Annotated in this window: 22 protein-coding genes; 8 read left to right on the top strand and 14 right to left on the bottom strand. The window is 67.2% G+C overall.

Features of this window, described 5'->3' with window-relative positions; translation table 11 throughout:
- Positions 1-57: 57 nt before the first annotated feature.
- Genes Q0C59_RS03775 through Q0C59_RS03765 form a run of 3 tightly spaced genes read left to right on the top strand, consistent with a single transcriptional unit; the run spans position 58 to position 3,455 of the window.
- Complete coding sequence (locus Q0C59_RS03775) at positions 58-1,533, top strand: UbiA family prenyltransferase (protein ID WP_291211906.1); 1,476 nt, start codon at positions 58-60, stop codon at positions 1,531-1,533.
- A 7-nt stretch (positions 1,534-1,540) separates the two neighbouring features.
- Positions 1,541-1,900, top strand: a complete 360-nt coding sequence (locus tag Q0C59_RS03770; RefSeq protein WP_291211903.1) for an SMR family transporter — start codon at positions 1,541-1,543, stop codon at positions 1,898-1,900.
- Positions 1,901-1,910: 10 nt separating this feature from the next.
- Complete coding sequence (locus Q0C59_RS03765) at positions 1,911-3,455, top strand: glycosyltransferase family 39 protein (RefSeq protein WP_291211900.1); 1,545 nt, start codon at positions 1,911-1,913, stop codon at positions 3,453-3,455.
- Between the two features lie 74 nt (positions 3,456-3,529).
- Here the strand turns inward: Q0C59_RS03765 and alr are convergent, their stop codons facing one another.
- Positions 3,530-4,645 (bottom strand): alanine racemase, encoded by a 1,116-nt coding sequence (alr, locus tag Q0C59_RS03760; protein ID WP_291211897.1) that lies wholly within the window; start codon positions 4,643-4,645, stop codon positions 3,530-3,532.
- A 192-nt stretch (positions 4,646-4,837) separates the two neighbouring features.
- Between alr and lplT the strand changes: the two genes are divergently transcribed.
- Positions 4,838-6,121 carry a lysophospholipid transporter LplT gene (gene lplT, locus Q0C59_RS03755; RefSeq protein ID WP_291211894.1) on the top strand — a complete coding sequence of 428 codons (1,284 nt, stop codon included), beginning with the start codon at positions 4,838-4,840 and terminating at the stop codon, positions 6,119-6,121.
- Here lplT and Q0C59_RS03750 read toward each other — a convergent pair.
- The gene (locus tag Q0C59_RS03750) at positions 6,118-7,308 is read right to left on the bottom strand and encodes a hypothetical protein (protein ID WP_291211891.1); all 1,191 of its coding nucleotides are present in this window, start codon (positions 7,306-7,308) and stop codon (positions 6,118-6,120) included. The two genes, lplT and Q0C59_RS03750, sit on opposite strands and share 4 nt — an antisense overlap.
- A 178-nt stretch (positions 7,309-7,486) precedes the next feature.
- On the opposite strand from Q0C59_RS03750, the gene Q0C59_RS03745 reads away from it, so the two are divergent.
- A complete protein-coding gene (locus Q0C59_RS03745) occupies positions 7,487-7,969 on the top strand; it encodes a glutathione peroxidase (RefSeq protein ID WP_291211889.1) in 483 nt (160 codons plus the stop codon).
- A gap of 10 nt (positions 7,970-7,979) precedes the next feature.
- On the opposite strand, the gene corA is transcribed toward Q0C59_RS03745, so the two are convergent.
- The 10 genes from corA to Q0C59_RS03695 all read right to left on the bottom strand — a co-directional run bounded on the left by corA (position 7,980) and on the right by Q0C59_RS03695 (position 18,131).
- Positions 7,980-8,966, bottom strand: a complete 987-nt coding sequence (corA, locus tag Q0C59_RS03740) for a magnesium/cobalt transporter CorA (RefSeq protein WP_291211887.1) — start codon at positions 8,964-8,966, stop codon at positions 7,980-7,982.
- Positions 8,967-9,173: 207 nt separating this feature from the next.
- The gene (locus tag Q0C59_RS03735) at positions 9,174-10,421 is read right to left on the bottom strand and encodes a patatin-like phospholipase family protein (RefSeq protein ID WP_291211883.1); all 1,248 of its coding nucleotides are present in this window, start codon (positions 10,419-10,421) and stop codon (positions 9,174-9,176) included.
- A gap of 37 nt (positions 10,422-10,458) precedes the next feature.
- Positions 10,459-11,814: a solute carrier family 23 protein gene (locus tag Q0C59_RS03730; RefSeq protein ID WP_291211880.1), complete on the bottom strand. Its 1,356-nt coding sequence runs from the start codon at positions 11,812-11,814 to the stop codon at positions 10,459-10,461.
- 79 nt (positions 11,815-11,893) lie between these two features.
- On the bottom strand, positions 11,894-13,219 hold the full coding sequence (gene fahA / locus Q0C59_RS03725) for a fumarylacetoacetase (RefSeq protein WP_291211878.1): 1,326 nt from the start codon (positions 13,217-13,219) through the stop codon (positions 11,894-11,896).
- Positions 13,220-13,321: 102 nt separating this feature from the next.
- The gene (locus tag Q0C59_RS03720) at positions 13,322-14,128 is read right to left on the bottom strand and encodes a cyclase family protein (protein ID WP_291211875.1); all 807 of its coding nucleotides are present in this window, start codon (positions 14,126-14,128) and stop codon (positions 13,322-13,324) included.
- 23 nt (positions 14,129-14,151) lie between these two features.
- Positions 14,152-14,928, bottom strand: coding sequence for an ABC transporter permease (locus Q0C59_RS03715; protein ID WP_291211873.1), 777 nt, complete (start codon positions 14,926-14,928; stop codon positions 14,152-14,154).
- Positions 14,925-15,668, bottom strand: a complete 744-nt coding sequence (locus Q0C59_RS03710) for an ABC transporter permease (RefSeq protein WP_291211870.1) — start codon at positions 15,666-15,668, stop codon at positions 14,925-14,927. Before Q0C59_RS03710 ends, Q0C59_RS03715 begins: the two co-directional genes overlap by 4 nt.
- Positions 15,669-16,445: an ABC transporter ATP-binding protein gene (locus tag Q0C59_RS03705; RefSeq protein WP_291211868.1), complete on the bottom strand. Its 777-nt coding sequence runs from the start codon at positions 16,443-16,445 to the stop codon at positions 15,669-15,671.
- Positions 16,446-16,458: 13 nt separating this feature from the next.
- Complete coding sequence (locus tag Q0C59_RS03700; RefSeq protein WP_291211865.1) at positions 16,459-17,400, bottom strand: ABC transporter substrate-binding protein; 942 nt, start codon at positions 17,398-17,400, stop codon at positions 16,459-16,461.
- The gene (locus Q0C59_RS03695; RefSeq protein ID WP_291211863.1) at positions 17,397-18,131 is read right to left on the bottom strand and encodes a TetR/AcrR family transcriptional regulator; all 735 of its coding nucleotides are present in this window, start codon (positions 18,129-18,131) and stop codon (positions 17,397-17,399) included. The genes Q0C59_RS03700 and Q0C59_RS03695 overlap by 4 nt, the downstream gene beginning before the upstream one ends.
- Before the next feature lie 110 nt (positions 18,132-18,241).
- Between Q0C59_RS03695 and Q0C59_RS03690 the strand changes: the two genes are divergently transcribed.
- Together Q0C59_RS03690 and Q0C59_RS03685 are read left to right on the top strand one after the other, a co-directional pair.
- Positions 18,242-20,419: an acetoacetate--CoA ligase gene (locus Q0C59_RS03690; RefSeq protein WP_291211860.1), complete on the top strand. Its 2,178-nt coding sequence runs from the start codon at positions 18,242-18,244 to the stop codon at positions 20,417-20,419.
- 29 nt (positions 20,420-20,448) lie between these two features.
- Positions 20,449-20,676 carry a tripartite tricarboxylate transporter substrate-binding protein gene (locus Q0C59_RS03685; RefSeq protein WP_291211857.1) on the top strand — a complete coding sequence of 76 codons (228 nt, stop codon included), beginning with the start codon at positions 20,449-20,451 and terminating at the stop codon, positions 20,674-20,676.
- Positions 20,677-20,995: 319 nt separating this feature from the next.
- On the opposite strand, the gene Q0C59_RS03680 is transcribed toward Q0C59_RS03685, so the two are convergent.
- Both Q0C59_RS03680 and Q0C59_RS03675 read right to left on the bottom strand, forming a co-directional pair.
- Positions 20,996-21,898, bottom strand: a complete 903-nt coding sequence (locus tag Q0C59_RS03680) for a DMT family transporter (RefSeq protein WP_291211854.1) — start codon at positions 21,896-21,898, stop codon at positions 20,996-20,998.
- A gap of 55 nt (positions 21,899-21,953) precedes the next feature.
- Positions 21,954-22,475 carry a flavin reductase family protein gene (locus Q0C59_RS03675; protein ID WP_291211851.1) on the bottom strand — a complete coding sequence of 174 codons (522 nt, stop codon included), beginning with the start codon at positions 22,473-22,475 and terminating at the stop codon, positions 21,954-21,956.
- An 81-nt stretch (positions 22,476-22,556) separates the two neighbouring features.
- Here Q0C59_RS03675 and Q0C59_RS03670 point away from each other — a divergent pair, with 81 nt between their 5' ends.
- The gene (locus Q0C59_RS03670; protein ID WP_291211848.1) at positions 22,557-23,450 is read left to right on the top strand and encodes a M14 family murein peptide amidase A; all 894 of its coding nucleotides are present in this window, start codon (positions 22,557-22,559) and stop codon (positions 23,448-23,450) included.
- Positions 23,451-23,466: the final 16 nt, after the last annotated feature.

Below are 23,466 nucleotides of genomic sequence, written 5' to 3'. Positions count from 1 at the left end.
GGTGAAACGCCGCGGGTACGGCGCCTAGAATCGGCGCACACCCACCGGACCCACCGTTTGACGCCTGCCGCCACCACCGCCCGCCCCGCCGACACCTGCCCGCTGTACGTGGACCTGGACGGCACGCTCACGCCCAGCGACACGCTGTACGAGTCGGTGATGCTGTTCATCCGGCGCAACCCGCTGAACCTGCTGCGCCTCTTCGCATGGCTGCTGCTGGGCAAGGCCGGCTTCAAGCTCAAACTCGCCAACGCCGTGCGCCCCGACCCGGCCCGCCTGCCGTACCACGAGCGCTTCGTTCAGTTCCTGCGCGAGGAACACGCGCGCGGCCGCAGCCTGGTGCTGGCCAGCGCCGCCGATTCGCGCATCGTGCAGGACGTGGCCGCACACCTGAAGCTGTTTGACGACACGCTCGGCACCAACGCCCGCGCCGACGGCGTGAACCTCAGCCGGGGCAACAAGCGCGACGCGATCGCCGCCCACGCGCAGGCGCGCGGCCACAGCAGCTGGGCCTACGCCGGCAACAGCCACGATGACATCGCGGTGTGGCAGGGCAGCGCGCAAGCGGTGGCGGTGAACGCACCTGCCGGCGTCATCCACGCGTTGCAGAAGGTGCATCCGCAGGCGCGGGTGTTTGAACGTGAGCCGCTGCGTCTGAAAACCGTGCTGCGCGCGATCCGCCTCAAGCAGTGGTCGAAGAACGCCCTGCTGTTCATTCCCCTGCTCGCGTCGCACCGCACCGACTCCGGGCTGTGGGCCGTGGTGATGATGGCCTTTGTGGCCTTCGGTTTGTGCGCTTCGGCCACCTACCTGTTCAACGACCTGCTGGACCTGCCCAACGATCGCGCGCACCGCCTCAAGCGCCACCGCCCGCTGGCTTCAGCCGCCATCAGCATCCCGTTGGCGGTAGCGCTGGGCAGTGTGATGCTGGTGCTGGCCTTCGTGCTGGCCTGGGCGGTGTCGCCGGCTTTCGCCGCCATGCTGCTGCTCTACACCCTGACCACGCTGGCCTATTCGATGGTGCTCAAGCGGCTGGCGCTCATCGACGTGTTGGTGCTCTCCGGCCTGTACACCCTGCGCATCGCTGCTGGCGCGGTGGCCGCCAACCTGGTGCTCTCCAACTGGCTGGCCGCGATCTCGATCTTCCTGTTCCTGAGCCTGGCGCTGGTGAAGCGCTGCGCCGAGCTGGAAGAGCTCGATGACGAGCGCACCACGCTGGCGCCGGGCCGCGGTTACCAGCCGCGCGACCTGCCGTCGCTGCGCGCGATGGGCATGGCCAGCGGTTTTCTGGCGGTGATGGTGCTGGCCTTGTACATCGACAGCCAGAACAGCGAAATGCTCTACGCCAACCCCGAGTGGTTGTGGGCCGCGGCTCCCGTGCTGCTGCTGTGGGTCATGCGCATCTGGCTCAAGACCGGGCGGCGCGAGCTGCACGGCGAGGACCCGCTGCAGTTCGCACTGAAAGACCCCTTCAGCTGGATGACGCTGCTCGCCATGGGCGCCATCGGTCTGGCGGCCACCACCGGACTCTGAAGCACCCATGAAATCCATCGCCATCGGCCTCGCCGTCTTCTGTGTGCTGCTGTCCTCGGCGGCGCAACTCGCCATGAAGCGAGGCATGGGCGCGCCTGTGGGTGGTGATGTGGGCGCCACCTACCTGCACGCCCTCACCAGCCCCATGGTGTGGCTGGGTCTGGTGCTGTACGGCGCCAGCGCCGTGCTCTGGCTGTGGGTGTTGTCTCGGCTCGACGTGAGCCTGGCGTACCCGCTGGTCAGTCTGGGATTCGTGGTGACCATGGCGCTGGGAGTGCTGTGGCTGGGCGAGCCGTTTTCGTGGTTGCGTGTGGCGGGTTGCACCCTGATCGTGGTGGGTGTTTCGCTGCTGGCGCTGGATGCTTGAGAACCCTTTGATGCGCGCCTCTGAGTTTTCCGCCCACGCTTCGCGCCAGATCTTCTGGTCGACGTTTGTCATCACGCTCGTTCTGAAGGTCGTCATCGCGGCGGGCTTTCCCTTCACCGGCGACGAAGCCTTTTTTTACCAGTGGGGCGTGTTCCCCGCCTGGGGCTACTCGGACCACCCGCCCATGGTGGGCTGGCTGCTCGCCGCGCTGCGCCAGTTCAGCGAACACCCGCTGGTGCTGCGCAGCTTCACGCTCATCGTCACCAGCGTGATCGCGCTGGGCATTGTCGATGCGCTGCGCCGGTGGTTGCCCGACGAGCGCGAGTCCAGCGCCTGGCTGGCCGGCGCGGTGTACCTGGCCATGCCGTGGAGCTGGCTGTTCGTGCTGGTGACCACCGACACGCCGCTGATCTTCTTCATGGCGCTCTCGGCCTGGGCCTACCTGCGGGCCGACACCAGCGCCACACGCAGCCTGCCTTGGTACGCGCTGGCGGGGCTGTTCCTGGGGCTGGCGTTTCTGTCCAAGTACTTTGCGGCGTTGCTGGGTTTCGCCTACGCCGCACACTGCTTCGGCTGGCGGCGCGAGCGCTGGTGGGCGCCGTTCCTCATCTTCGCGCTGGCCTTGCCCTCGATCGCGCTCAACGTGGCTTTCAACGCCACGCACGGCTGGACCAACGTGATGTTCAACGTGTTCAACCGCAACGAAGGCTCGGCCTGGTCCCTCAAGACCTTCGGCACCTATGTGGCCATGGCGGTCTACCTGCTCACACCCTGGTTGCTCTGGCGCAGCGCCGCCGCCCGCCCGATCGCGGGCACCTCGGCCACGACACGCACCACGCTGGCCGTGCTGTGGCTCTTCCCCATCGTGGTGTTTGCGCTGCTGAGCACGCGCCGCACCATCGGCTTGCACTGGGTGCTGGGCTTCGTGCCGCTGTTCGTGGTGTGGGCCGGGCTGCGGCTGGAAGCGCGGCCGCTGCGCAGCGCGCTGACATGGACGGTGGTGCTCTCGGTGCCGCACCTGCTGGTGGTGGCGGCTATCGCGTGGGCACCGCTGGCCTGGTGGCAGCCTTTCAAGATTCACGACCGCACGGTGTTCCTGCGCGAGACGCCGGCGGTGGTCGCAGAGCTCAGGCAGGACATGCCGGCCGGCGCCACGTTGATGGCGCGCACCTACAACCCGGCGGGCATGCTGGCGTTTCACCACGGCGCCTACGTGCCGGTGTTCGGTGTGGGCCGCCACCATGCACGGCAGGACGACCAGATCGTCGACTTCCGTTCGTACGACGGCAAACCGATCCGTGTGTTTCTGTACGACGAACCGGTGCTCGCCGAGTTCACGCCCTACTTCGAGCGCGTGAGCGTGAAGCGCTTCGAGGTGGAGGGTGTGCCGTTCTTCGCGGTGGATGGGGTGGGGTTCCGGTTTCAGGCTTATCGCGACGGGGTGCTGGCCGTTGTCGCTCGGGAGTTTCACGACGTGCCGAAGTGGTTGCCGGTGTTGGGGAGTCCTTTTTGTGAGCGGTATGGGTTTGTGGCCTGCTCTCCTGGGCGTCGTTGAAGTTCTTTTGAAGTGATGGTTCTGCTTTCGTGGCGAGCCGGGCCGAGACCCGGCCAGCCACGAAAGAAAAAACATCACGACAAAGAAAACGGAACCCGCGCCGCGACCGCACACATCAACTCATACCCAATCGTCCCCGCCGCAGCCGCCACCTCATCCACCCCCAACACAGCCCCGGACGAAGCCCGCCCCCACAACACCACCTCCGACCCGATGCCGGACCCATCCAGGCCGGAGAGATCCACGGTGACCATGTCCATGCTCACCCGCCCCACCACCCGCGTGCGCACGCCATCCACCAGCACCGGCGTGCCATTGGGCGCGTGCCTTGGATACCCATCCGCATAACCACAAGCGACCACGCCGATGCGCATGGCCTTGTCTGCCGTGAAAGCCGAGCCGTAGCCCACGGTGTCGCCAGCCTGCAAGCTCTGCACGCCGATGATCCGGCTGGACAAGGTCATGGCCGGTTGCAGGTTCCACTCCAGGGCCGAGCGGGCGGGAAAGTCGGGCGCGCTGCCGTAGAGCGCAATGCCTTCGCGCACCCAGTCGGCGGCCAATGTCGTCACGCCCTCGCCGCGCAGCGCATCGCCTGGGTTTCGCAGCAGGGCCGCGCTGTTGCACAGCGTGCGCTCGCCCGGCAGGTCGGCGGTGGCGGCTTCGAAGGCGGCCACCTGGTGCGCGATGCCGCGGGGTCCGTCGGCGTCGCTGAAGTGCGTCATGAGCGAGATCTCGTCCACCTGTGGCAGCGCATTGAGCCGAGCCCAGGCGCTGCGAAAGGCGTTGGGCGTGAAGCCCAGGCGGTTCATGCCGCTGTTGAGTTTGAGGAAAACGCGGTGCGGTGCCAGCGTCTTGTGCGCGGCCAGCCAGTCGATCTGCTCGGTGCAATGCACCGTGTGCCACAGGTGCAGGCGCGAACACAGTTCCAGGTCGCGTGGCTCGAACACACCTTCGAGCAGCAGGATGGGGCCGCGCCAGTCCAGCGCGCGGATGCGTTCGGCCTCATTCAGATCGAGCAGGGCAAAGCCGTCTGCCGAGCGCAGGGCTTCGAAGCAGCGCTCAATGCCGTGACCGTAGGCATTGGCCTTGACCACCGCCCAGACCCGCGCATCGGGGGCGCATTCGCGGGCGCGTTGCAGGTTGTGGCGCAGGGCTTCGGGGTGGATGGTGGCGAGGATGGGGCGGGGCATGGGGCGGGCGTGAGGTCCGTCATCGAAAGGCGTTGAAAGCGGGTTCAACGCCGGTGAATACGTGGTCGTTTCAGGGCCGCGTGCTATAACCCCGCATCCCTTGGAGACACCCGTCAACTGTCGCATAAAAAAGCCGCTGCGACCCGCTCAGCCACTCTCCGCTGAGGCCCTTCGGCGCTCAAAATCATCGCCATGAAGCGCGGCTTCTACACCATCATGACGGCGCAGTTCTTCAGTTCGCTGGCGGACAACGCGCTGTTCGTGGCCGCGATCGAACTGCTGCGCACGCGTGGTGCCCCCGAGTGGCAAAGCGCTGCCCTCGTTCCCCTGTTTGCCTTGTTCTACGTGGTGCTCGCGCCTTTTGTGGGCGCGTTCGCGGATGCGAGGCCAAAAGGCCAGGTCATGTTCATCAGCAACGCCATCAAGGTCGTGGGCTGCCTGCTCATGCTCACCGGCGTGCATCCGCTGCTGGCCTACACGCTGGTGGGTCTGGGTGCCGCAGCCTACTCGCCGGCCAAGTACGGCATCCTCACCGAACTGCTGCCGCCCTCACAGCTGGTCAAGGCCAACGGCTGGATCGAAGGCCTCACCATCGCTTCCATCATCCTGGGCGTGTTGCTGGGCGGCCAGTTGGTGAGCCCGTGGGTGTCGGCACACTTGCTGGCGATCGACATCCCCGGTTTGCACACCGGCATCCACCACCCCGCACAAGCTGCGGTGGCCGCGCTGATGTTGGTCTACATGCTGGCGGCGTGGTTCAACACCCGCATCCCGCTCACCGGCGTGACGCCACGCCCCATGCCCGCCAACCCCTGGGCGCTGCTGCCCGATTTCTGGCGCTGCAACAGCCGCCTGTGGCGCGACCGGCTGGGCCAGATCTCACTGGCCACCACCACGCTGTTCTGGGGCGTGTCGGGCAACCTGCGTTACATCGTGCTGGCCTGGGCCGGTGCGGCATTGGGCTACAGCACCACGCAGGCGTCCTCGCTGGTGGGCGTGGTGGCGCTGGGCACGGCGGTGGGTGCGGTGGTGGCCTCCATGCGCATGCGGCTCGACCAGGCCACGCGCGTGATGCCGCTGGGCATCGCCATGGGCGTGCTGGTGATCCTCATGAACTTCATCGACAACGTCTGGGTGGCCGCGCCGTTTCTGGTGCTGCTGGGTGGCCTGGGCGGTTTTCTGGTGGTGCCCATGAACGCGCTGTTGCAGCACCGGGGACACAACCTCATGGGTGCGGGCCGCTCGATCGCCGTGCAGAACTTCAACGAACAAGCCTGCATCCTGGTGCTGGGCGCGCTCTACGCATCCTCCACCGCCTGGGGCTGGTCGGCCTTCGCGGCCATCACCGCCTTTGGTGTGCTGGTGGCCGGCTTCATGGCCGTGATCGCACTCTGGCACCGCCACAACCAGCGCACGCATCCGCACGAGCTGGAGCGGCTGCTGGAAATCGCCAGGCGCGACGACCTGCACGGCTAGAACCCGACGTTGGTGGGCGCGAAGCCGTCGAGGCTCACCAGCCGGTGCTGCGCCAGCACCTTGTACAGATCACTCTCGCTCACCGAGCGCGACAGGTAGGCGTCGCTGCCGGCCAGGCCCGCCTTCATGCGGTCCATGCTGCCGGCGGTGGGGGCGAACATGATCACCACCGGCGCGCCCTTGGGGCCCTTGGTCTGTTTGGCAGAGCGGCAGATCTGGTTGGCGTCGGGGTCGCCCTTGAGCCGGTCGATCACCACCAGGCGGTAGGGGTTGGCCTTGAGCATCACCAGCGCCTGCGCGGCTTCGCGCGACCAGTCGATGTTCAGGCCATAGCGCTTGAAACGCTTGAGCAGGATGCGGCCTTCCACCAGGCTCTCGGCCACCAGCAGCATGTCGCCGCGCGCCACGTCGGGCACGGCGGCCTTGTCGGTGCTGATGCGGGAACGTGGCGAACGGGTGGAGCGCGGCGCGGGCGGTGATGGCAGGTCGTCCAGTCCCCCAAAGTCGGTCAGGCGCATCGTGCCCTGCCGGTTGCCGGGCGCAGTCGTGCGCTGTGGCGGCGGGGGCATGGCCGCCAGGGCACGTTCTTCGCCGCGTTCCATGGGCCGGGTGGCCGGAAACTCGGTGTCGGCCGAGCGGCGCCGGCGCAGGTTCACCGCCGGGGCCATGGGCCGGGGCGGCTCTTCTTCGGGCGGCAGGGTGGCTGAAAACCCGCGGTCGGCGCCCATGCTGGAGGCCACCGGGGGCAGGTGGTCGGGTGCTGCCAGGCGGCCACTGGCCAGGCGCATGCTGGCGTCCAGGCCTTGCAGCTGGGAGCTCTGGAACGGCTGGGTGGCCGCAAACCCGCCAGCGGGCGCACGCTGGTTCGCTGCCGCCGGGCGCACGCCGACGATGACATCCAGCGCGTTGAGCACCGACACCAGCTTGACGGGTTTGAGCTGCAGTGGCCAGCCAGTGCCGCCGTCGGATTGCCCGATCAGCAGGATTTTGCCGGGCAGTTCGGCATAGCGAACAAGGTGCAGTGCCTGGGTGTTGTCGGCGTTGACGATCAGGATCTGGGCGTCCATCACCTCGTCCTGCACGGTGTAGCTGGGGGGGCGGCGCGCGGCCATGCGGAAAAAGGACTCGAAAGTGGCAGACTCGGCTTGCGTGAAGCCCACCAGCGCCACCGAATAAGCTGCCACCATCGATCTGCCCCGCCCGCTGAAAAGTTGGTTGATGTCCTAAGACCTTGATGAGTATGCCTTTTTTGTAACGAAACAAGCTGTCTCCGATGGGCATCTCATTTGAAATGCGACACCTCGGACGCGGTCCCCCTCAGGCACCCGCTCCTAACTTTCCCCCGACCATTCCCCAAGGAGCCCCATGTCCAGCATCCACGACTTTGACGCCCTGTCCATCGACGGCAAACCGGTGTCGCTCGCGCAGTTCAAGGGAAAACCCCTGCTGATCGTCAACACCGCCAGTGCCTGTGGCTTCACCCCGCAGTTCGGCGGTCTGGAAAAGCTGCACAAGACCTATGGCGGGCGTGGTCTGGTGGTGCTGGGATTTCCCTGCAACCAGTTCGGCAGCCAGGATCCGGGCAGCAACGACGAGATCGCCAGCTTTTGCCAGCTCAACTACGGGGTGACTTTCCCCATGATGGAGAAGGTGAACGTGAACGGCGCTGAAGCCCACCCGCTGTACCAGTGGCTCACGGCCGAGGCCCCGGGGCTGTTGGGCAGCAAGGCGATCAAATGGAACTTCACCAAGTTTCTGGTGGGCAAGGACGGGCGCGTGATCAAACGCTACGCGCCGCATGACGCCCCGGAGAAACTGGCCGCGGACATCGAGGCCGCGCTGGCCTGAGCAAGGCTCCCTAGCGCAGCCAGCCGCGCTTGCGGAAGTACAGCATGGGCACCACGGCCGACAGCACCATCAGCGCCAGCGCCAATGGGTAGCCGTACTGCCACTGCAGTTCGGGCATGAAGGCGAAGTTCATGCCGTAGCTGCTGGCCACCAGCGTGGGCGGCAGCAGCGAGACGCTGGCCACCGAGAAGATCTTGATGATCTTGTTCTGGTTGATGTTGATGAAACCCACCGTGGCGTCCATCAGGAAGTTGATCTTGTCGAACAGGAAGGCGGTGTGGCTGTCGAGCGAGTCCAGGTCGCGCAGGATCTGGCGCGCGTCTTCGAACTGCTCGGCGCTCAGCAGGCGGCTGCGCATCATGAAGCTCACCGCGCGGCGCGTGTCCATCACGTTGCGGCGGATACGGCCCGACATGTCCTCGTGGCGTGCGATCGCCGACAGCGCCTCGCTCAGCAGGTTGTCCGAGGCGTTGCTGTTGAGCACCTTCTTGCTCACTGTTTCGATCTCGTCGTAGATGTCCTCCAACGTGTCGGCGCAGTACTCGGCGTCGGCGTCGAACAGCATCAGCAGCACGTCCTTGGCGTCCTCGATCAGGCCCGGCATGCGGCGCGCGCGCATGCGCAGCAGGCGGAACACCGGCACGTCTTCGTCGTGGATGGAGAACAGCACGCCCTGGCTCTTCAGGGTGTCGTTGTGCTCGTTGAGGATGAAGGCCACCCGCACCGCGCGCGGGTCTTCCTCGTCGTCGATCAGGAAGTCGGAGCGCACATGCAGCTCGCCGTTGTCTTCTTCGAAGAAGCGGGCCGACTCCTCGATGTCCTCGTCCATCGCGTCTTCGGGAATCGACAGGCCGAAGTGCTGCTTGACCCAGCGGCGCTCTTCGGGAGTGGGGTCTTCGAGGTCGACCCAGATCGGCTTGAACTGAGCCAGCTCTTCGAGCGACTCGATCTCTTCCTGGAAGAGGCGGCCATTGGCCAGGGTGAAAACGTTGAGCATGGAGCGCTCCCGGCGAGGTCTGCTGTCTGAAAGGGCGGGCCGCGTGGGCGGGCCGCGTGGGCGGTAAAGGTGCTTTCAGCCAGCAGGCCGCCCGATTCAGGCCGCCGCGCGGGCGGCGACGATCAGACGGTGGCGGGGGTGGCTGAAAGCACGCAACTGGGGGGCGTGCTGTCCATGGGGCTATCCGGGGTGGGTTGGAGTGGCGAATTATGGCACTGCAGCAGCGCTGTCGAGGGGCGCATGAGGCGCCAGAAAACGCATCAGTTCGTCTTTTCGGCGCCAGGCATCGTGCTCACCCAATTCGATCAGCGCGTGCACGAAGCCGGGTTCAAACAGCAGGTAGCTGGCCAGCGCCGCGGCGCTGCCGGCGGCACCACGCGCGGTGTCCAGCGCGCCCAGGCCGGCCAGGGTGTTGCGGGTGGGCGCGGGCAATTCGCCAATGTGTTTGTGCGCCAGTTCGTCGAGCGAGAAGCTGGGCTGGATCGCCAGCACGTCGACCGGCCGGTAGGGCAGTGCCGCGGCCAGCGAGGGCGGCAGGCGCGACAGGGTCTGGCTCACGCGCTGGGCCTGCTCCACGTCGGCCTGCAAGGTGTCGTGGAACACGCTGGCCATGGCGTGGCCGGCGATGGTGCCGGCCGTGGGGTCGCCCGCCGCGCGCACCACCATGCCCGAGCGCTGTGGCTGGCCCACACCGATCACCAGCACGCGCCGCGCGCCGAAATGGATGGCGGGCGACAGCGGCGAGAGCTGGCGCATGGAGCCGTCACCAAAATGCTCCTTGTGGCCATCGACCCACAGCGGCACGGCCGGAAAGAGAAACGGGATGGCGCTGGATGCCATGAGGTGTTCGATGGTGACGGGCTGGAAATCCGCCCGCCGCCCGGGCCGGTGCCAGGCCTGCGCAGGATGGCCGGGGCGGGTCTGGCAGAAGGTCCAGTGCTCACCGCTGGTGTAGCTCGACGCGGTGACGCCGAGCGCTTCAATGGTGCGCTGCTCCAGCGCGCGCTCCAGACCTTGCAGGTTGATCGCGCGGTGCAGGGTGTCCACCAGCGGCAGCGTGTCGAGCAGGGCGCGGTGGCGCCGCACCTGGCGCGCCAGCGTCCAGCCCGCCACCAGCCGGTTGGCGCGCACCCAGCCCGGCGCCTCCAGCCGGTAGACCTGTTCCGAGCGCAAGCCCATCCAGAACCGCGCCAGCAGCGGCAAGGCCGCCAGCCCCTGCTCGGCCACGCTGGCGAGGTAGGCCGCATTCAGCGCACCGGCCGACGTGCCGAACAACCAGCGAAACGGAAACGCCTGCGCGCCCTTCGGCTGCATGGCGGCCAGCGCCTTGAGCACGCCGGCCTGGTAGGCCGTGCGCGCACCGCCACCCATCAACACCAGCGCACACGCGTCGGGACTCGCCTCGTGAGAGGCGGGCGTCAACATGTTGTGGGTGATCAGGGTGTCGAGGGACATGGCGTACGGCTTTCTTCAGGTCGCGCGGCCAGGGCGCTTATGCCTTGCCTCGGCTCAGCAACCAATACAGGAAGATCGCGCCGAAGGTGGCGGTGCCGATGCCGCCCAGGCCGAACTCGCCGAACTTCAGCGTGTATTCGCCCGTGCCCAGGATGATCGGGATCGCGGCCACCAGCAGGTTCTTGTTGTCCGAGAAGTCGACCTTGTTGTCGACCCAGATCTTGGCGCCGGCGATGGCGATGAGGCCGAACACCACGATGGACACACCGCCCATCACGGCCAGCGGGATCGCCTGGATCAGCGCGCCGAACTTCGGGCTGAAACCCAGCACGATGGCGATGCACGCGGCCACCACGAACATGGCGGTGGAGTAGATCTTGGTGGCGGCCATCACGCCGATGTTCTCGGCGTAGGTGGTCACGCCGGTACCGCCCGCCGCGCCGCTGACCATGGTGGCCACGCCGTCGCCGATGAAGGCTTTGCCGAGATACGGGTTGAGGTCGCGCCCGGTCATGGCGCTCACGGCCTTGATGTGGCCCAGGTTCTCGGCCACCAGGATCAGCGCCACCGGTGCAATCAGCAGGATCGCTTGCGCCTGGAACACCGGCGCGGCAAAGGTGGGCATGCCGAACCACGCGGCGTTGGCGATGCCCGAGACGTCGATGGGTTTGCCCAGGCCCAGGCCGTTGGTGAGCACAGCGTAGACCACGCTGGCCACGATGAGGCCGACCAGGATCAGCAGGCGCTGCGTCATGCCGCGCGCGTACACGGCCACCAGCGCCACGCTGATGAAGGTGATGGCTTGCATCCAGGCGTCGAATCCGGTGGGCGCCATGTTCTTGATGGGGATGGCGGCGAGGTTCAGGCCGATCACGGCCACCACGGTGCCGGTGACCACCGGCGGCATGAGGCGTTCGATCCAGTGCACGGCCGCGCCTTCATCCACCTCGTCGACCTCCATGCCGGCCATGGGTCGCGACCTGGTGTGCTTCACGTTGGTGGCGTGCACGATGAAGCCGATGACGGTGTAGACCAGGCCGCAAATGATGATGCCGCCCAGCGCCACGCCCAGGTTGGCGTTGGGGCCGGGGCCGGCATAGCCACTGGCGGCGATCACCACGCCGATGAAGGCGAAGCTGGAGCCGAGGTAGCTGGGCACCTTGCCGCCGGTGATGAAGAAGAAGATGAGCGTGCCGATGCCGCTCATGAGGATGGCCACGTTGGGGTTGAAGCCCATGAGCAGCGGCGCCAGCACCGTGGCACCAAACATGGCGATGACGTGCTGCACCCCCATCACGGTGGTCTGCGGCCAGGGCAGTCTCTCGTCGGGGGCGATCACGCCGCCGTTGTCGAGAGTGGAGGACGGCTTTTCCGTCCAGCTGAACAGGCCCATGGGGTACTCCTAAGTGGTGGTCGAGGTTGGCGGCATTGTGCCCGCAACCCTGGCCCCCTCAGGTGCCCGGCCTGTGCGCTCAGGTCCCGATGGCGGGCAGCACTTCGCCCCGGTTCTCGCCAAAGCCGATGCGCGCCGCGCCCGGCTTTTCGCACCAGCCGCGCAGGATGATGGCGTCGCCGTCTTCCAGAAAGGTGCGTGCTTCGCCGGTGCCGGGCAGCGGAATGCTGCGCGTGCCGCCCAGGCTGAGCTCCACCATGGCGCCGGCCTGCTCGGGCGTGGGGCCGGAGATGGTGCCGGTGCCCAGCAGGTCGCCCGGTTGCAGGTTGCAGCCGCCCACGCTGTGCTGCGCCACCATCTGCGCGATGGTCCAGTACTGGTGGCGAAAGCTGGTGGCGGAAAGGCGGTCGGGTGCCACGGCGCGTTCACGGTGCTGGCGAGACTCGATCAGCACTTCCAGCTGCACGTCCACACCGCCACGCTGTGAGTTGGTCGCGCTGGTGAGGTAGGCCAGTGGCTGCGGTTCGTCGGCGGGGTGGGCGAAGGGCACACGGTAGGGCGCCAACGCCTCCATCGTCACGATCCAGGGCGAGACGGTGGTGCAGAAGTTCTTGCCGAGGAAGGGGCCGAGCGGGTTCATTTCCCAGAACTGGTGATCGCGCGCCGACCAGTCGTTGAGCAGGCACATGCCGAAGATGTGGTCTTCGGCTTCGGCGATGGGGATGGGCGTGCCCAGGTTGTTGCCCGGGCCGATGTAGAAGCCGAGTTCAAGCTCGTGGTCGAGGCGCCGGCAGGGGCCGTAGATCGGGGCTGATGCGCCCGGCGGCATGGCCTGGCCCATGGGGCGTTTGAACGGTGTGCCGCTCACCACCACACTGGAGGCGCGGCCGTGGTACGCGATGGGGATCCACTGGAAGTTGGGCGTGAGCGGGTCGTCGGGCCGGATCACGCGGCCGACGTTGCGCGCGTGGTGGATGGAGGTGTAGAAGTCGGTGTAGTTGCCCACGCGCGTGGGCACACGCATCTCGGTCTCGGCCTGCGGCACCAGACTGTCGCGCAGTGCGTTCATGCCCGGGCCGCTGGCGCCGGCCTTGAGCAGGTCGAACAGCGCGTGGCGCAGCGCGCGCCAGGCTGCGGGGCCCAGCGCCAGAAAGTCGTTGAGGGCGTCGCCGGTGCAGGCGTTCACCGCCTGTGCGGCCGGGCCCGACACCGCGCCTTCACGCGCGACGGCCGCCAGGTCGATCACCTGGTCGCCGATGGCCACGCCACCGCGAAAGGCTTCGCTGATGCCGGCGCGGCGGAACACACCGAAAGGCAGGTTCTGGATCGGGAAATCGGTGCCCGGTGCGTTGGCGGATTCGAGCCAGCTGCGGGCGTTGACGTCGTGGGTGTGGTTGAGTTCCATGAGGTTTCCTGTGAGAAAGAGCGGCGATCCGGCGCCGGGCCGCCCCAAGCCGGATCAGCCCCCTCGGGGGGCAGCGACCCGCGCAGCGGCGGAGCGTGGGGGCTATGCCGTTGCCTGGAGAGCGTCGTCGAAGATCGCGACCGCGCGGGTCCAGCCCGCCGAGGCGCCACGGATCTTGTGCGGGAAGCACGAGATGAAGAAACCGTCGGCCGGCAAGGCTTCAAGGTTGTGCATCTTCTCCAGGTGGCAGTAGCCGATGTCGCGCCCGGCCTTGTGTCCTTCCCAGATCAGCGACGCGTCTTTGGTTTGGTCGTACTTCACGGCCGTGTGCACGAAGGGCGCGTCCCAGCTCCAGGCGTCGGTGCCGGTCAGGCGCACGCCGCGCTCCAGCAGGTACATGGTGGCCTCGTAGCCCATGCCGCAACCGGCCGCCACATAGTCGTTGTGGCCGTAGCGGGAGCCCGCGCGGGTGTTCACCACCACGATCTCCAGGGGTTTGAGGGTGTGGTTGACGCGCTTCAACTCGGCTTCCACGTCGTCGGCGGTGACCACATAGCCGTCGGCAAAGTGCCGAAAGTCCAGCTTCACGCCGGGCTGGAAGCACCACTCCAGCGGCACGTCGTGGATCGCGATCGCGGGCTTCTTCTCGCCCAGCGCCTGGTCCATGGTGGAGTGGAAGTGGTAGGGCGCATCGAGGTGCGTGCCGTTGTGGGTGGAGAGCTGCACCAGCTCCACCGCCCAGCCCTCGCCGTCGGGCAGGTCTTCCTTTTTCAGGCCCGGAAAGAAGGGCTCGATCTGCTCGAAGGTGTGCTCGTGCGTGAAGTACTGGATCTTGGGCGCGAAGGCTGGCGGATCGCTCACCACGTCGTTTTCAAGGTAGATGGACAGGTCGACAAATCGTCGGGGCATGGGGTCTCCCAGGTGCGTTGAAATCAGGGGTGCTGCCAGCGCAGCAAACGGCGTTCGGCCAGGGCGAGCAGCACATTGCTGGCGAAGCCCAGGGCTCCGAGCAGCACGATGCCGGCAAACAGATCGCTGGCTTGAAAGGAGCGGGCGGCCAGCAGGATGGCCTGGCCCAGCCCGGGCTGGGAGGCGATCATTTCGCCCACCACCGACACGATGAGCGAGACCGTGAGCGACAGGCGCATGCCGGCCAGGATGTCGGGCATGGCGTTGGGCAGGCCCACCTTGAGCACGAAGGCAAGGTGGCCCAGTTCCAGCGAGCGCGACACCTCGCGCAACTGCGGGTGCACGTTCGCCAGTCCGTGCAGCGTGGCCAGCAGCACGGGCCACATGGCGCCAAACGCCACCACTGCCAACACCATGTTGCCCGACAGGCCGAACAGGGCGATGGCCAGCGGCATCACGGCCGAGGCCGGCAGCGGGCGGATGAATTCGAGCGTGGGGGCGATCCATTCGCGGGCGCGCGCTGAACTGCCGATGAGCGCGCCCAGCGCGATGCCCAGCGCGCTGGCCAGCACCCAGCCGCTGACCATGCGGCTGAGCGTGGCCCAGGTGTAGGCTGCGAGGTCTCCGCCGGCCATGCCCTGCACCAGGCTGGCCAGCGTGGCCTGTGGCGACGGCAGGAAGGCGCGGTTGACCCAGCCGCCCTGGCTGGCCGCCCACCACAGGGCGATGAAACCGCCCAGCACCAGCGCCGATCCGGCAGCGCCGCTCAGCATCGAGAGGGTCTTGCGCATTGTGCTCATGCGGTCTGCTCTCCCATGCGACGCGCCACCCAGCGCTGCAGCGCCAGTGCGCCGGTGTTGATGGCATAGCCCACCACACCGATCCACGCGAGCCAGGCCAGCATGAGCGCCGGGTCCAGGCTTTGCTGCGCGATCATCATGGCGTAGCCCATGCCGTGCGGGTTGGCCGCGATCTCCACCGTGACGGCCACCACCAGCGCAATGGCCACGCCCAGGCGCAGCGCCACAAACAGGCGCGGCACGATGGCCGGGCCGACGATCCAGACGAAACGCTGCAGCCTGGAGAGCTGCAGCGCGCGCGCCACCTCCAGCAGACGCGGCTCGACCTGCAGCACCGCAGCCTGCGTGAGCACCAGCATGGGCCACAGGCAGGCAAACGCCACCACGCTCACTTCCATGCGCAGGCCGAAGCCGAACACCAGCATGGCCAGCGGGATCAGCGCCACCGATGGAATGGGGCGCGCGACCTCGACGCTGAGGTAGCCGAGTTGCGCGGCGCGGCGCGACAGGCCGAGCAGCGTGCCGAGCAGCACGCCGCCGAGTGCGCCGATCAGCAGACCCAGCGCGGCGCTGCCCAGCGTGAAGGCCGTGGCCTCCAGCAGCGAGCCGTCCATGAGCGCACCACCGAAGGCGCGCACGGCGGCGGTGGGCGGCGCGATCGCGTCGCTCCCCTGGCCCGTGGTGCGGGCCCAGAGTTCGAGTGAACCCAGCAGCACGGCTGGAAAGACCAGGGCTTTCATTCAGTGGCCCAGGTAGTGGTACAGCTCGCGGCGCAGGCGCAGGAATTCCGGGTGCTCCTTGGTGCTCAACTGGTCGCGCGGCTGCGGAAGCGGCACCTCGATCAGCGCGGCCAGGCTGGGCAGCGCGGCTGTGGGGTTGCTGCGCAGCGCGATCACGCGGTCGCCCAGGTACAGCGCCTCTTCCAGGTCGTGGGTGACAAACATAACCGTGAGGCCCTCCTCGCGCACCAGGCGAGCGAGCTCGTCCTGCAGCGTCTCACGCGTCATGGCATCGAGCGCGCCAAAGGGCTCGTCCATCAGCATCACGTCGGGTTGTTGCGCCAGGCAGCGCGCGATCTGAACGCGCTGCTGCATGCCACCCGAGAGCTGGGCCGGAAACTTGTCGGCGTGGGCGCCCAGACCCACTGTCTGCAGCACACGCGCAATGCGCGCCGGTCGGTCTGCCACCGGCACAAGCGCGGCCTCCAATGCCAGGCTCACGTTGGCCTGCACCGTGCGCCAGGGCAACAGGGCGCGCCCGTAGTCCTGGAACACAAACGCCACCTCGCGGCTGGGACCGGTGATGGCCCGGCCCTGCCGGTGCACGCTGCCGCTGCTGGGCGCAACAAACCCGGCGGCGGCGCGCAGCAGCGTGGTCTTGCCACAGCCCGATGGGCCGATCACGCAGACGAACTCCCCGCGCCGGATGGACAGGTCCACCGGCGACAGGATTTCCCGACCGCCCAGCGTGATGGCCACCTGGTCGAACTGCAGGACGGTGTCGGACACTGGGCTCATGGGTGCCTGGCGCTCACTTCGCGATCAGGCTGGCGACGTTGGGCTGGCCCTTGAGCATGGCCTGGTCGTTCATGAGGTCGACCCAGTAGTTGAGCTGCTTCTCGGTCACCACCGGCCCGGGCGGCGAGATCTGGATTTTTGCGATCACCTCGGGCGGCAGCTTGATGTATTTGCCGATGGCCGCGCGCACCGCATCGTTGTTCTTCGGTTGCTGCATGAAGGCGGCGGCTTCCTGCACGGCCTCGCGGAAGGCGCGCGCTGCGCCGGCGTTCTGCGCCACCCAGTCGCGCCGTGCGGTGTGGATGATGGTGGGCTGGTTCTCGGGCAGAAAGGTCGAGTAGTAGGACGCCACGTAGCCGATGCCGCTGTCGGTGATGCGGCTCATGAACGGGTCGGCGCTGACCACTGCATCGACCGAGCCGCCGCGCAGCAGGTCGCCGTGTTGCGGGAACGATGCCTCGACGAAGTTGACGGTTTTGAAGTCCACGCCCTGTGTCTTGAGCCAGCCGCGAAAGGTCACGTGCAGAAACGCCCCGAGGCCGGGCACGCCGATTTTTTTGCCGACGCAATCCTTGGCGGTGCGGATGCCGCTGCCGGCCTTGGCCACCAGACCGAAGCCGGTGATGGTCTTGGAGGTCACGCCGCCGCCGGCCACCACCACGTGGTCCAGCCCGCCGTCGACCGACTGCAGGAACACGCTGGGCGTAGGTCCGCCGATCTGCAGCGAGCCCGCCTGCACCGCGGCCGGGATGGTGGAGTTGATCGGGATGAACTTGAGCTCCACGTCGAGCGCACGCTTCTTGAAGTAGCCGTTTTCCGCCGCGATGAACACCGAGGCGAAGTCGGTAACGGCGGTGTAGCCGAACACGATCTTGGTCGCGTTCTGTGCGAACGCAGGCAGGCCGATGGCGGCCGGTATAGCGGCCAGAGCGGCCAGGGCAGTGCGTCTTTTCATCTCTGTCTCCTCGTGGTGGTAGTGGCGGAACGGGATGGGGAAGGGGTGGGCAGGGCAGCGCGCAGGCCGCCGACGATGAAGCGCACCAGGCGCTCGCTCGCGGCGGGGTCGCCGGGCTGGTTCAACTCCAGCGAGAGGCGCGCAATGCGGTCGTCCACCAGGTGGTGCAGCAGGGCACCGAGCGCAAATTGGTAGCCCCAGGCCACATCGGCGCGTGTGGCGTGTGGCAAGGCGCTGTGCAGGGCATCAATGAAACGGTGGGCCATGGGGTCGAAAAACTCGCGCAGAACGCGGTCGGCCTCCTGGCTGCTGTAGGCCAGCTCGCGGCCCACCAGCTGTGCGTAGTGATGGCCCTCGGGGCTGGAGCGCAGCTTGATGACGGGGCCCACAAAAGCCTCGACGATGCGCGTGAGTGTTTGCGGATCCTGGGGGTCGTGTGAGGCCGCATTGAGTGCGGCAAGGCGCTCTTCGATGGTCTGGTTCCAGTGCGCGAAGATGGCGTGGAACAGCTCGTGTTTCGGGCCGTAGTAGTAGCTCACCAGCGCCAGCGGCACACCGGCTTCTTCGGCGATCTGGCGGATCGTGACCGCGTGGTAGCCGCTTTGCGCAAACAACTTTTCGGCTGCCAGCAAGATGGCCTGCTGGCGGTCGGGGCGCTGGGCATTGCGCGATGCAGCAGCGTTGTGGCGAGTGCGCGGCGTGGCAGAGAGCGGACGGTGACGGGCGGGCATGATGGCATTGAACGGCTGTACAAAAAAGTTGAACACCCGTACAAACCCGGGTCTGAAATCCCTTGGTTCGCGACTGCGCTGTTAACCTGATGGACAAAAAGGATAACGGCATGAACGAGACAAGCGCACCACCCTACACCCCACAGATCCGCCTGTACCAGCAGTGGCTGGCCGATCAGCGCGGCCTGACGTTCGACAGCTACGACGACCTCTGGCGCTGGTCGACCACCGAACTGGACGCGTTCTGGCAAAGCATCTGGGACTACTTCGACATGCGCTCACCGACGCCCCACACGGCGGTGCTGGAGCGCAACGTGATGCCCGGCGCACGCTGGTTTCCCGGCGCACAGGTGAACTACGCACAGCAGGTGTTTCGCCACGTGCAGCCGGCGCACGACGCCGGCTTCATGGCCATCGTGAGCCGCAACGAGAAGGGCCGCCATGTGGAGATGAGCTGGCCCGAATTGCGCCGCCAGGTGGCGTCGCTCGCGCTGCACCTGCAGGCCCAGGGCGTGCAGCCCGGCGACCGTGTGGCCGCGTATTTGCCCAACATTCCCGAGGCCATGGTGGCGTTTCTGGCCACGGTGAGCATCGGTGGCGTGTGGAGCATCTGTGCACCCGACATGGGCACCCACGCCGTGCTCGACCGCTTTCGCCAGATCGATCCGGTGGTGCTGATCGCCTGCGACGGCGTGACCTACGGCGCGCGCGACTTCGACCGCCTGGCCGTGGTGGCCGAACTGCGCGCCGCCCTGCCCACGGTGCGCCATGTGGTGCTGCACACCAACCTGGCCGCCGAGGATGCAGAGGCTGCCGACCGAGCGCTGGAGGCAGCCGCGCCCTGCACTGCGTTTGCCGAAGCCACATCGCGCATGGACGCCGCGGTGGCGAAGTTCGAACCGCTCTGGCTGCCCTTCGACCACCCGCTGTGGATCGTGTATTCGAGCGGCACCACCGGCCTGCCCAAACCCATCGTGCACGGCCACGGCGGCACCACCATCGTGGCGCTCGCGCTCAAGATCCTGCACAACGACATCGGCTGCAGCTACGAGCCCAACAGCTGGGGCGAGCGTTACCACTGGTACAGCTCCACCGGCTGGGTGATGTGGAATGCGCAGACCGGCGGCCTGTTGGGCGGTACCACCTGTGTGATCTATGACGGCAATCCCGGCGGCTCCAAAGACAAACCCGACTGGACCACGCTGTGGCGCTTCGCGGCCGAGCAGGGCGTGACCTTCTTCGGCGCGGGCGCCGCGTTTTTTGCGAACTGCCTCAAGGCGGGCGTGGACCTGTCCACGTGTGGGGATCTGTCGGCCGTGCGCGCGCTGGGCACCACCGGGTCGCCATTGTCGGAAGACGCGCAGAACTGGGGGACGGAGCAGTTCCGCAGGGTGTGGGCAGCGCAAGACCGATCCACCTCCGGGCCGCCCCAAGGTGGATCAGCCCCCTCGGGGGGCAGAGGACCACGCGCAGCGGGGGAGCGTGGGGGCGACATCTGGTGGTGCAACATTTCGGGTGGCACCGACTTCGCCGGCGCCTTCATCGGCGGCCACCGCGACTTGCCGCAGACACCCGGCCGCATGCAATGCCGCCTCATGGGCTGCGCGGTGGAAGCGTGGAACGAGCAGGGACTGCCGGCGAATGACGAGGTGGGCGAGTTGGTGTGCACGCAGCCCATTCCGTCAATGCCGCTGTACTTCGTGGGCGATGTCGACAACAAGCGCTTGCTGGGCAGCTACTTCGACATGTACCCCGCAGGACATGGTCGCCGACCCGGTGGCGGTGATCTTGACAAAGAGGCCGGTGCCGTCTGGCGACACGGCGACTGGCTGCGCATCCATCCCGATGGATCGTGTGTGATCTACGGCCGCTCGGACGCCACCATCAACCGCCACGGGCTGCGCATGGGCACCAGCGAGCTCTACAGCGCGGTCGAGGCGCTGCCCGAGGTGATGGACTCGATGGTGGTCGATCTTGAATACCTGGGCCGCGAGAGTTACATGCCGCTGTTCGTGGTGCTGCGCGAAGGCGTGGCGCTCGACGACGCGGTGCGCGCCCGCATCACCGACAGCATCCGCACCGCACTCTCGCCGCGCTTTGTGCCCAACGACGTGTTCCAGGTGGCCGAAATCCCGCGCACGCTTTCGGGCAAGAAGCAGGAGCTGCCGATCAAGAAGCTGCTGCTGGGCCAGCCGGTGGAGAAGGTGATCAACAAGGAAGCCATGGCCAACCCCGGCTGCCTGGACTGGTTCGTGAGCTTCGCGGCGCAGCGCAGCGCGGCGATCTGAGCGCCAGAGTCTTGAGGGCCAACCCGCTGTTGGCAACCCTGGCCATCGGGGAGTTCAGCGGGAACGCGGGCATCCAGCTCAACCCGATCCCGTTCAAGGGCTCGACCGAGATCATGAGCTCCATCCTCGGGGGCCACATCCGCATGATGAGCGGCACCACCGAGTTCGCGCCGCACGTGCAGAGCGGCAAGCAGCGCCTGCTGGCCACGCTGGGCCGTGAGCGCAACAAGGCCTTTGCCGATGTGCCCACCGTGTAGGAGAGCGGCTGGGACACCATCACCGAATCACCGTTCGACATCGGTGGTCCCAAGGGCATGGACCCTGCTTTGGTGAAGGTGCTGCACGACGCCGTCAAGACCACTTTCGACAGGTTCTACCAGCCCACGATCTACATGAACGCGGCCGACTACACGGCGTATGCCGCACGCACGTTTGCGGCTGAGAAGAACACGATCGAGCGGCTGGGGTTGTCGAAAAAAGAACTGATCGCGTCAGCGCGATTCGCCGCCGGGCCGCCCCAAGGCGAATCAGCCCCCTTGGGGGGGCAGCGACCCGCGAAGCGGCGGAGCGTGGGGGCTACCGTTTGCTCACGAGGACGATGCCAACAGCCACACCCACCAACGCCAACACCAGCTGCAGCGTGAGCGGCTCGCTCAGCAGCACCACGCCGAACACCAGCGCGAACACCGGTGTGAGGAAGGTGAAGGTCGACATCTGCGTGGCCGGGTAGTGGCGCAGCATCCACATCCAGGTGAGGTAGCTCGCAAATGCGCCCACCACGGTCTGGATGGCCAGCGATCCCCAGGCGCGCGCCGAGTAGTCAAGCGACCACACCTCACCCAGCGCGAGCGAGATGAAGGGCGCCACCGCCGCTGTGACGGCCACCTGGTAGAACAGGGTTTTCTCAGGGCTGGCGGTCGCGAGTTTGGTGGCGCGGATGGTGAGCGTGGTCAGGCCCCAGAGCACACCCGCCGCCAACGCCATCGCGTCGCCGAGCCATGCGCCCGCCACCGGGGAGCCGTGCATGAAGCCTTCGCCGAAGGCGATGGCCACCGCCGCGAACGCGATCACCAGGCCCACCCACTGGATGCGCCGCAGCTTCTCTCCGGGCACCACGCGCGGCAGCAACAACGCCACCACAAAGGGGCTGGTGTAGAGGAACACCGTGAGGCGCGAAGCGGTGGTGTGCATCAGCCCAAGGTAAATAAAGGCGAACTCCCCGGCGAACAGCGAGCCCGCGAGCAGGCCCGCCTTGAGCGTGCCGTCGCGTTCAAACAGCGGCACACCGCGCACTGCACACCACAGCCAGATCAACACGGCTGCGCCCCAGAAACGCAGCGAGGCCTGCCACAGCGGCGGCACTTCGGCCACCGTGGCCTTGATCAGGATCTGCTGGAAACCCCAGAAAGCACAACACACCACCAGCAGGGTGATGGCGAGAGCGTCAAGGTGGGTCTTGCGAACGGTGGTGGGACTCATGCCCTCGATTGTCGCGAGGTCGCACGCGGCGTCCTGTCACCCGGGCGCGGCGTGCTCAGAGCGGGTGTTCGGTGTAGAAGCGCCCGCCGTGGAACAGCAGCGGTGAGGCCTCGGCGCGGTGGCTGCAGCGCTCCACTTCGCCCACGAAGATCACATGGTCACCTTCGGCGTACTGGCTGCGGTTGAAACATTCGAAACTGGCGGCCGCGCCTTCGAGCAAGGGTGCGCCGTTGCCGCCTTCGCGAAACGCCACGCCAGCCCAGCGGTCGGTGTCCTTGGCGGCGAACTGCTCGGCCAGCGCCTGCTGGTCGGCAGCGAGCACGTTGATCGCGTAGTGGCGGCCGTTGGAAAACGCCGCCATCGAGCCCGCTGACTTGCCCAGGCTCCAGAGCACCAGTGGTGGGTTGAGCGAGACCGAGTTGAACGAGTTGGCGGTGAGTCCCACCAGTTCACCGCTGTCGGTGCGCGCGGTGACGATGGTCACGCCGGTGGCGAACATGCCCAGCGAGGCGCGGAACTCGCGCGCCGAAAAATCGGGAGCGCGGGCCTGGAGGGTGGGGGGGCGGTCAGAAGGCATCAAGGGCAGGTGCGTGGAGCGGTGGTGGATGGATTCTCGGTGATCGGTGGCTTTGTTCGGTACCGTCCCTAGAATGCCGTGATGCTTTGCCCCCCTTTGTTCCCCGCGAACCGCCTGTCTGCGTGGGCCGTGTTCGCCTTGCTGGCCGTGGGGTGGCTTTGTACCAGCGATGCGCAGGCCGCCTCGCCCCTGCGCGGACCACCGCACCACCGCACCACCGTGCCCGCCAGTGCGCCGCCCTGCATGCACCTCTCGGCCCGCCTGCCGCACATGGGCCGCGCGCTGTGCGATGCGGCCGAACTGGTCGCCACCGAGGGCCGTTCGTCGCAGGGTCGCACGCTGTACGCGCGCGACGTGGTGGCGCCCCAGGCGCGCCTGCGGGTGCTGGTGGTGGGCGCCATGCACGGCGACGAGATGTCCTCGGCCTCGGTGGCGCTGCACTGGATCCAGCACGCGCTGAAGGAGCCTGCCGACGCCCACTGGCGCTTCATCCCCGTGCTCAACCCCGACGGCCTGCTGGCGCGGCCGGCCAAACGCGTGAACGCGCGCGGCGTGGACCTCAACCGCAACTTCCCGACGCCCAACTGGGCCAGCGATGCCAAGGTGTACTGGGAGCAGCGCACCCGCAAGGACCCACGCCGCTGGCCGGGCCCAAGCCCGTTGTCGGAGCCGGAGTCGCGTTTTCTGCACGAGGAAATGGCACGCTTCCAGCCCCACCTGATCGTGAGCATCCACGCCCCCTACGGCGTGCTCGACTTCGACGGTCCGGGCGCACCGCCGCCCAAGCTCGGGCGGCTTTACCTGGACCAGGTGGGCATCTTTCCCGGCAGCCTGGGCAACTACGGGGGTGTGCACCGTGGCATGCCGGTGGTGACCATCGAACTGCCCAACGCCTTTCGCACGCCGCTGGACAGCGAGATGCGGCAGATGTGGCTGGACTTGCAGGGCTGGATGGTGGAGCGCCTGCGTCCCTGAGGTCGGCGCGCCACGT

Source organism: Hydrogenophaga sp., from assembly GCF_022844385.1.
In the GTDB taxonomy this organism is placed as follows: Bacteria; Pseudomonadota; Gammaproteobacteria; order Burkholderiales; family Burkholderiaceae_C; genus Hydrogenophaga.
This window is presented reverse-complemented; position numbering and strand designations above follow the sequence as displayed.

Coding starts and splice junctions, on each gene's coding strand:
- Q0C59_RS03750 (WP_291211891.1), bottom strand. CDS start 7,308: ATGGTGGCAGCTTATTCGGTGGCGCTGGTGGGCTTCACGCAAGCCGAG.
- Q0C59_RS03690 (WP_291211860.1), top strand. CDS start 18,242: ATGAACGAGACAAGCGCACCACCCTACACCCCACAGATCCGCCTGTAC.
- Q0C59_RS03710 (WP_291211870.1), bottom strand. CDS start 15,668: ATGAAAGCCCTGGTCTTTCCAGCCGTGCTGCTGGGTTCACTCGAACTC.
- Q0C59_RS03675 (WP_291211851.1), bottom strand. CDS start 22,475: ATGCCTTCTGACCGCCCCCCCACCCTCCAGGCCCGCGCTCCCGATTTT.
- Q0C59_RS03670 (WP_291211848.1), top strand. CDS start 22,557: ATGCTTTGCCCCCCTTTGTTCCCCGCGAACCGCCTGTCTGCGTGGGCC.
- Q0C59_RS03680 (WP_291211854.1), bottom strand. CDS start 21,898: ATGAGTCCCACCACCGTTCGCAAGACCCACCTTGACGCTCTCGCCATC.
- Q0C59_RS03730 (WP_291211880.1), bottom strand. CDS start 11,814: ATGGGCCTGTTCAGCTGGACGGAAAAGCCGTCCTCCACTCTCGACAAC.
- Q0C59_RS03765 (WP_291211900.1), top strand. CDS start 1,911: ATGCGCGCCTCTGAGTTTTCCGCCCACGCTTCGCGCCAGATCTTCTGG.
- Q0C59_RS03715 (WP_291211873.1), bottom strand. CDS start 14,928: ATGAGCACAATGCGCAAGACCCTCTCGATGCTGAGCGGCGCTGCCGGA.
- fahA (WP_291211878.1), bottom strand. CDS start 13,219: ATGGAACTCAACCACACCCACGACGTCAACGCCCGCAGCTGGCTCGAA.
- Q0C59_RS03735 (WP_291211883.1), bottom strand. CDS start 10,421: ATGTCCCTCGACACCCTGATCACCCACAACATGTTGACGCCCGCCTCT.
- Q0C59_RS03700 (WP_291211865.1), bottom strand. CDS start 17,400: ATGAAAAGACGCACTGCCCTGGCCGCTCTGGCCGCTATACCGGCCGCC.
- Q0C59_RS03695 (WP_291211863.1), bottom strand. CDS start 18,131: ATGCCCGCCCGTCACCGTCCGCTCTCTGCCACGCCGCGCACTCGCCAC.
- lplT (WP_291211894.1), top strand. CDS start 4,838: ATGAAGCGCGGCTTCTACACCATCATGACGGCGCAGTTCTTCAGTTCG.
- Q0C59_RS03745 (WP_291211889.1), top strand. CDS start 7,487: ATGTCCAGCATCCACGACTTTGACGCCCTGTCCATCGACGGCAAACCG.
- Q0C59_RS03705 (WP_291211868.1), bottom strand. CDS start 16,445: ATGAGCCCAGTGTCCGACACCGTCCTGCAGTTCGACCAGGTGGCCATC.
- alr (WP_291211897.1), bottom strand. CDS start 4,645: ATGCCCCGCCCCATCCTCGCCACCATCCACCCCGAAGCCCTGCGCCAC.
- corA (WP_291211887.1), bottom strand. CDS start 8,966: ATGCTCAACGTTTTCACCCTGGCCAATGGCCGCCTCTTCCAGGAAGAG.
- Q0C59_RS03770 (WP_291211903.1), top strand. CDS start 1,541: ATGAAATCCATCGCCATCGGCCTCGCCGTCTTCTGTGTGCTGCTGTCC.
- Q0C59_RS03720 (WP_291211875.1), bottom strand. CDS start 14,128: ATGCCCCGACGATTTGTCGACCTGTCCATCTACCTTGAAAACGACGTG.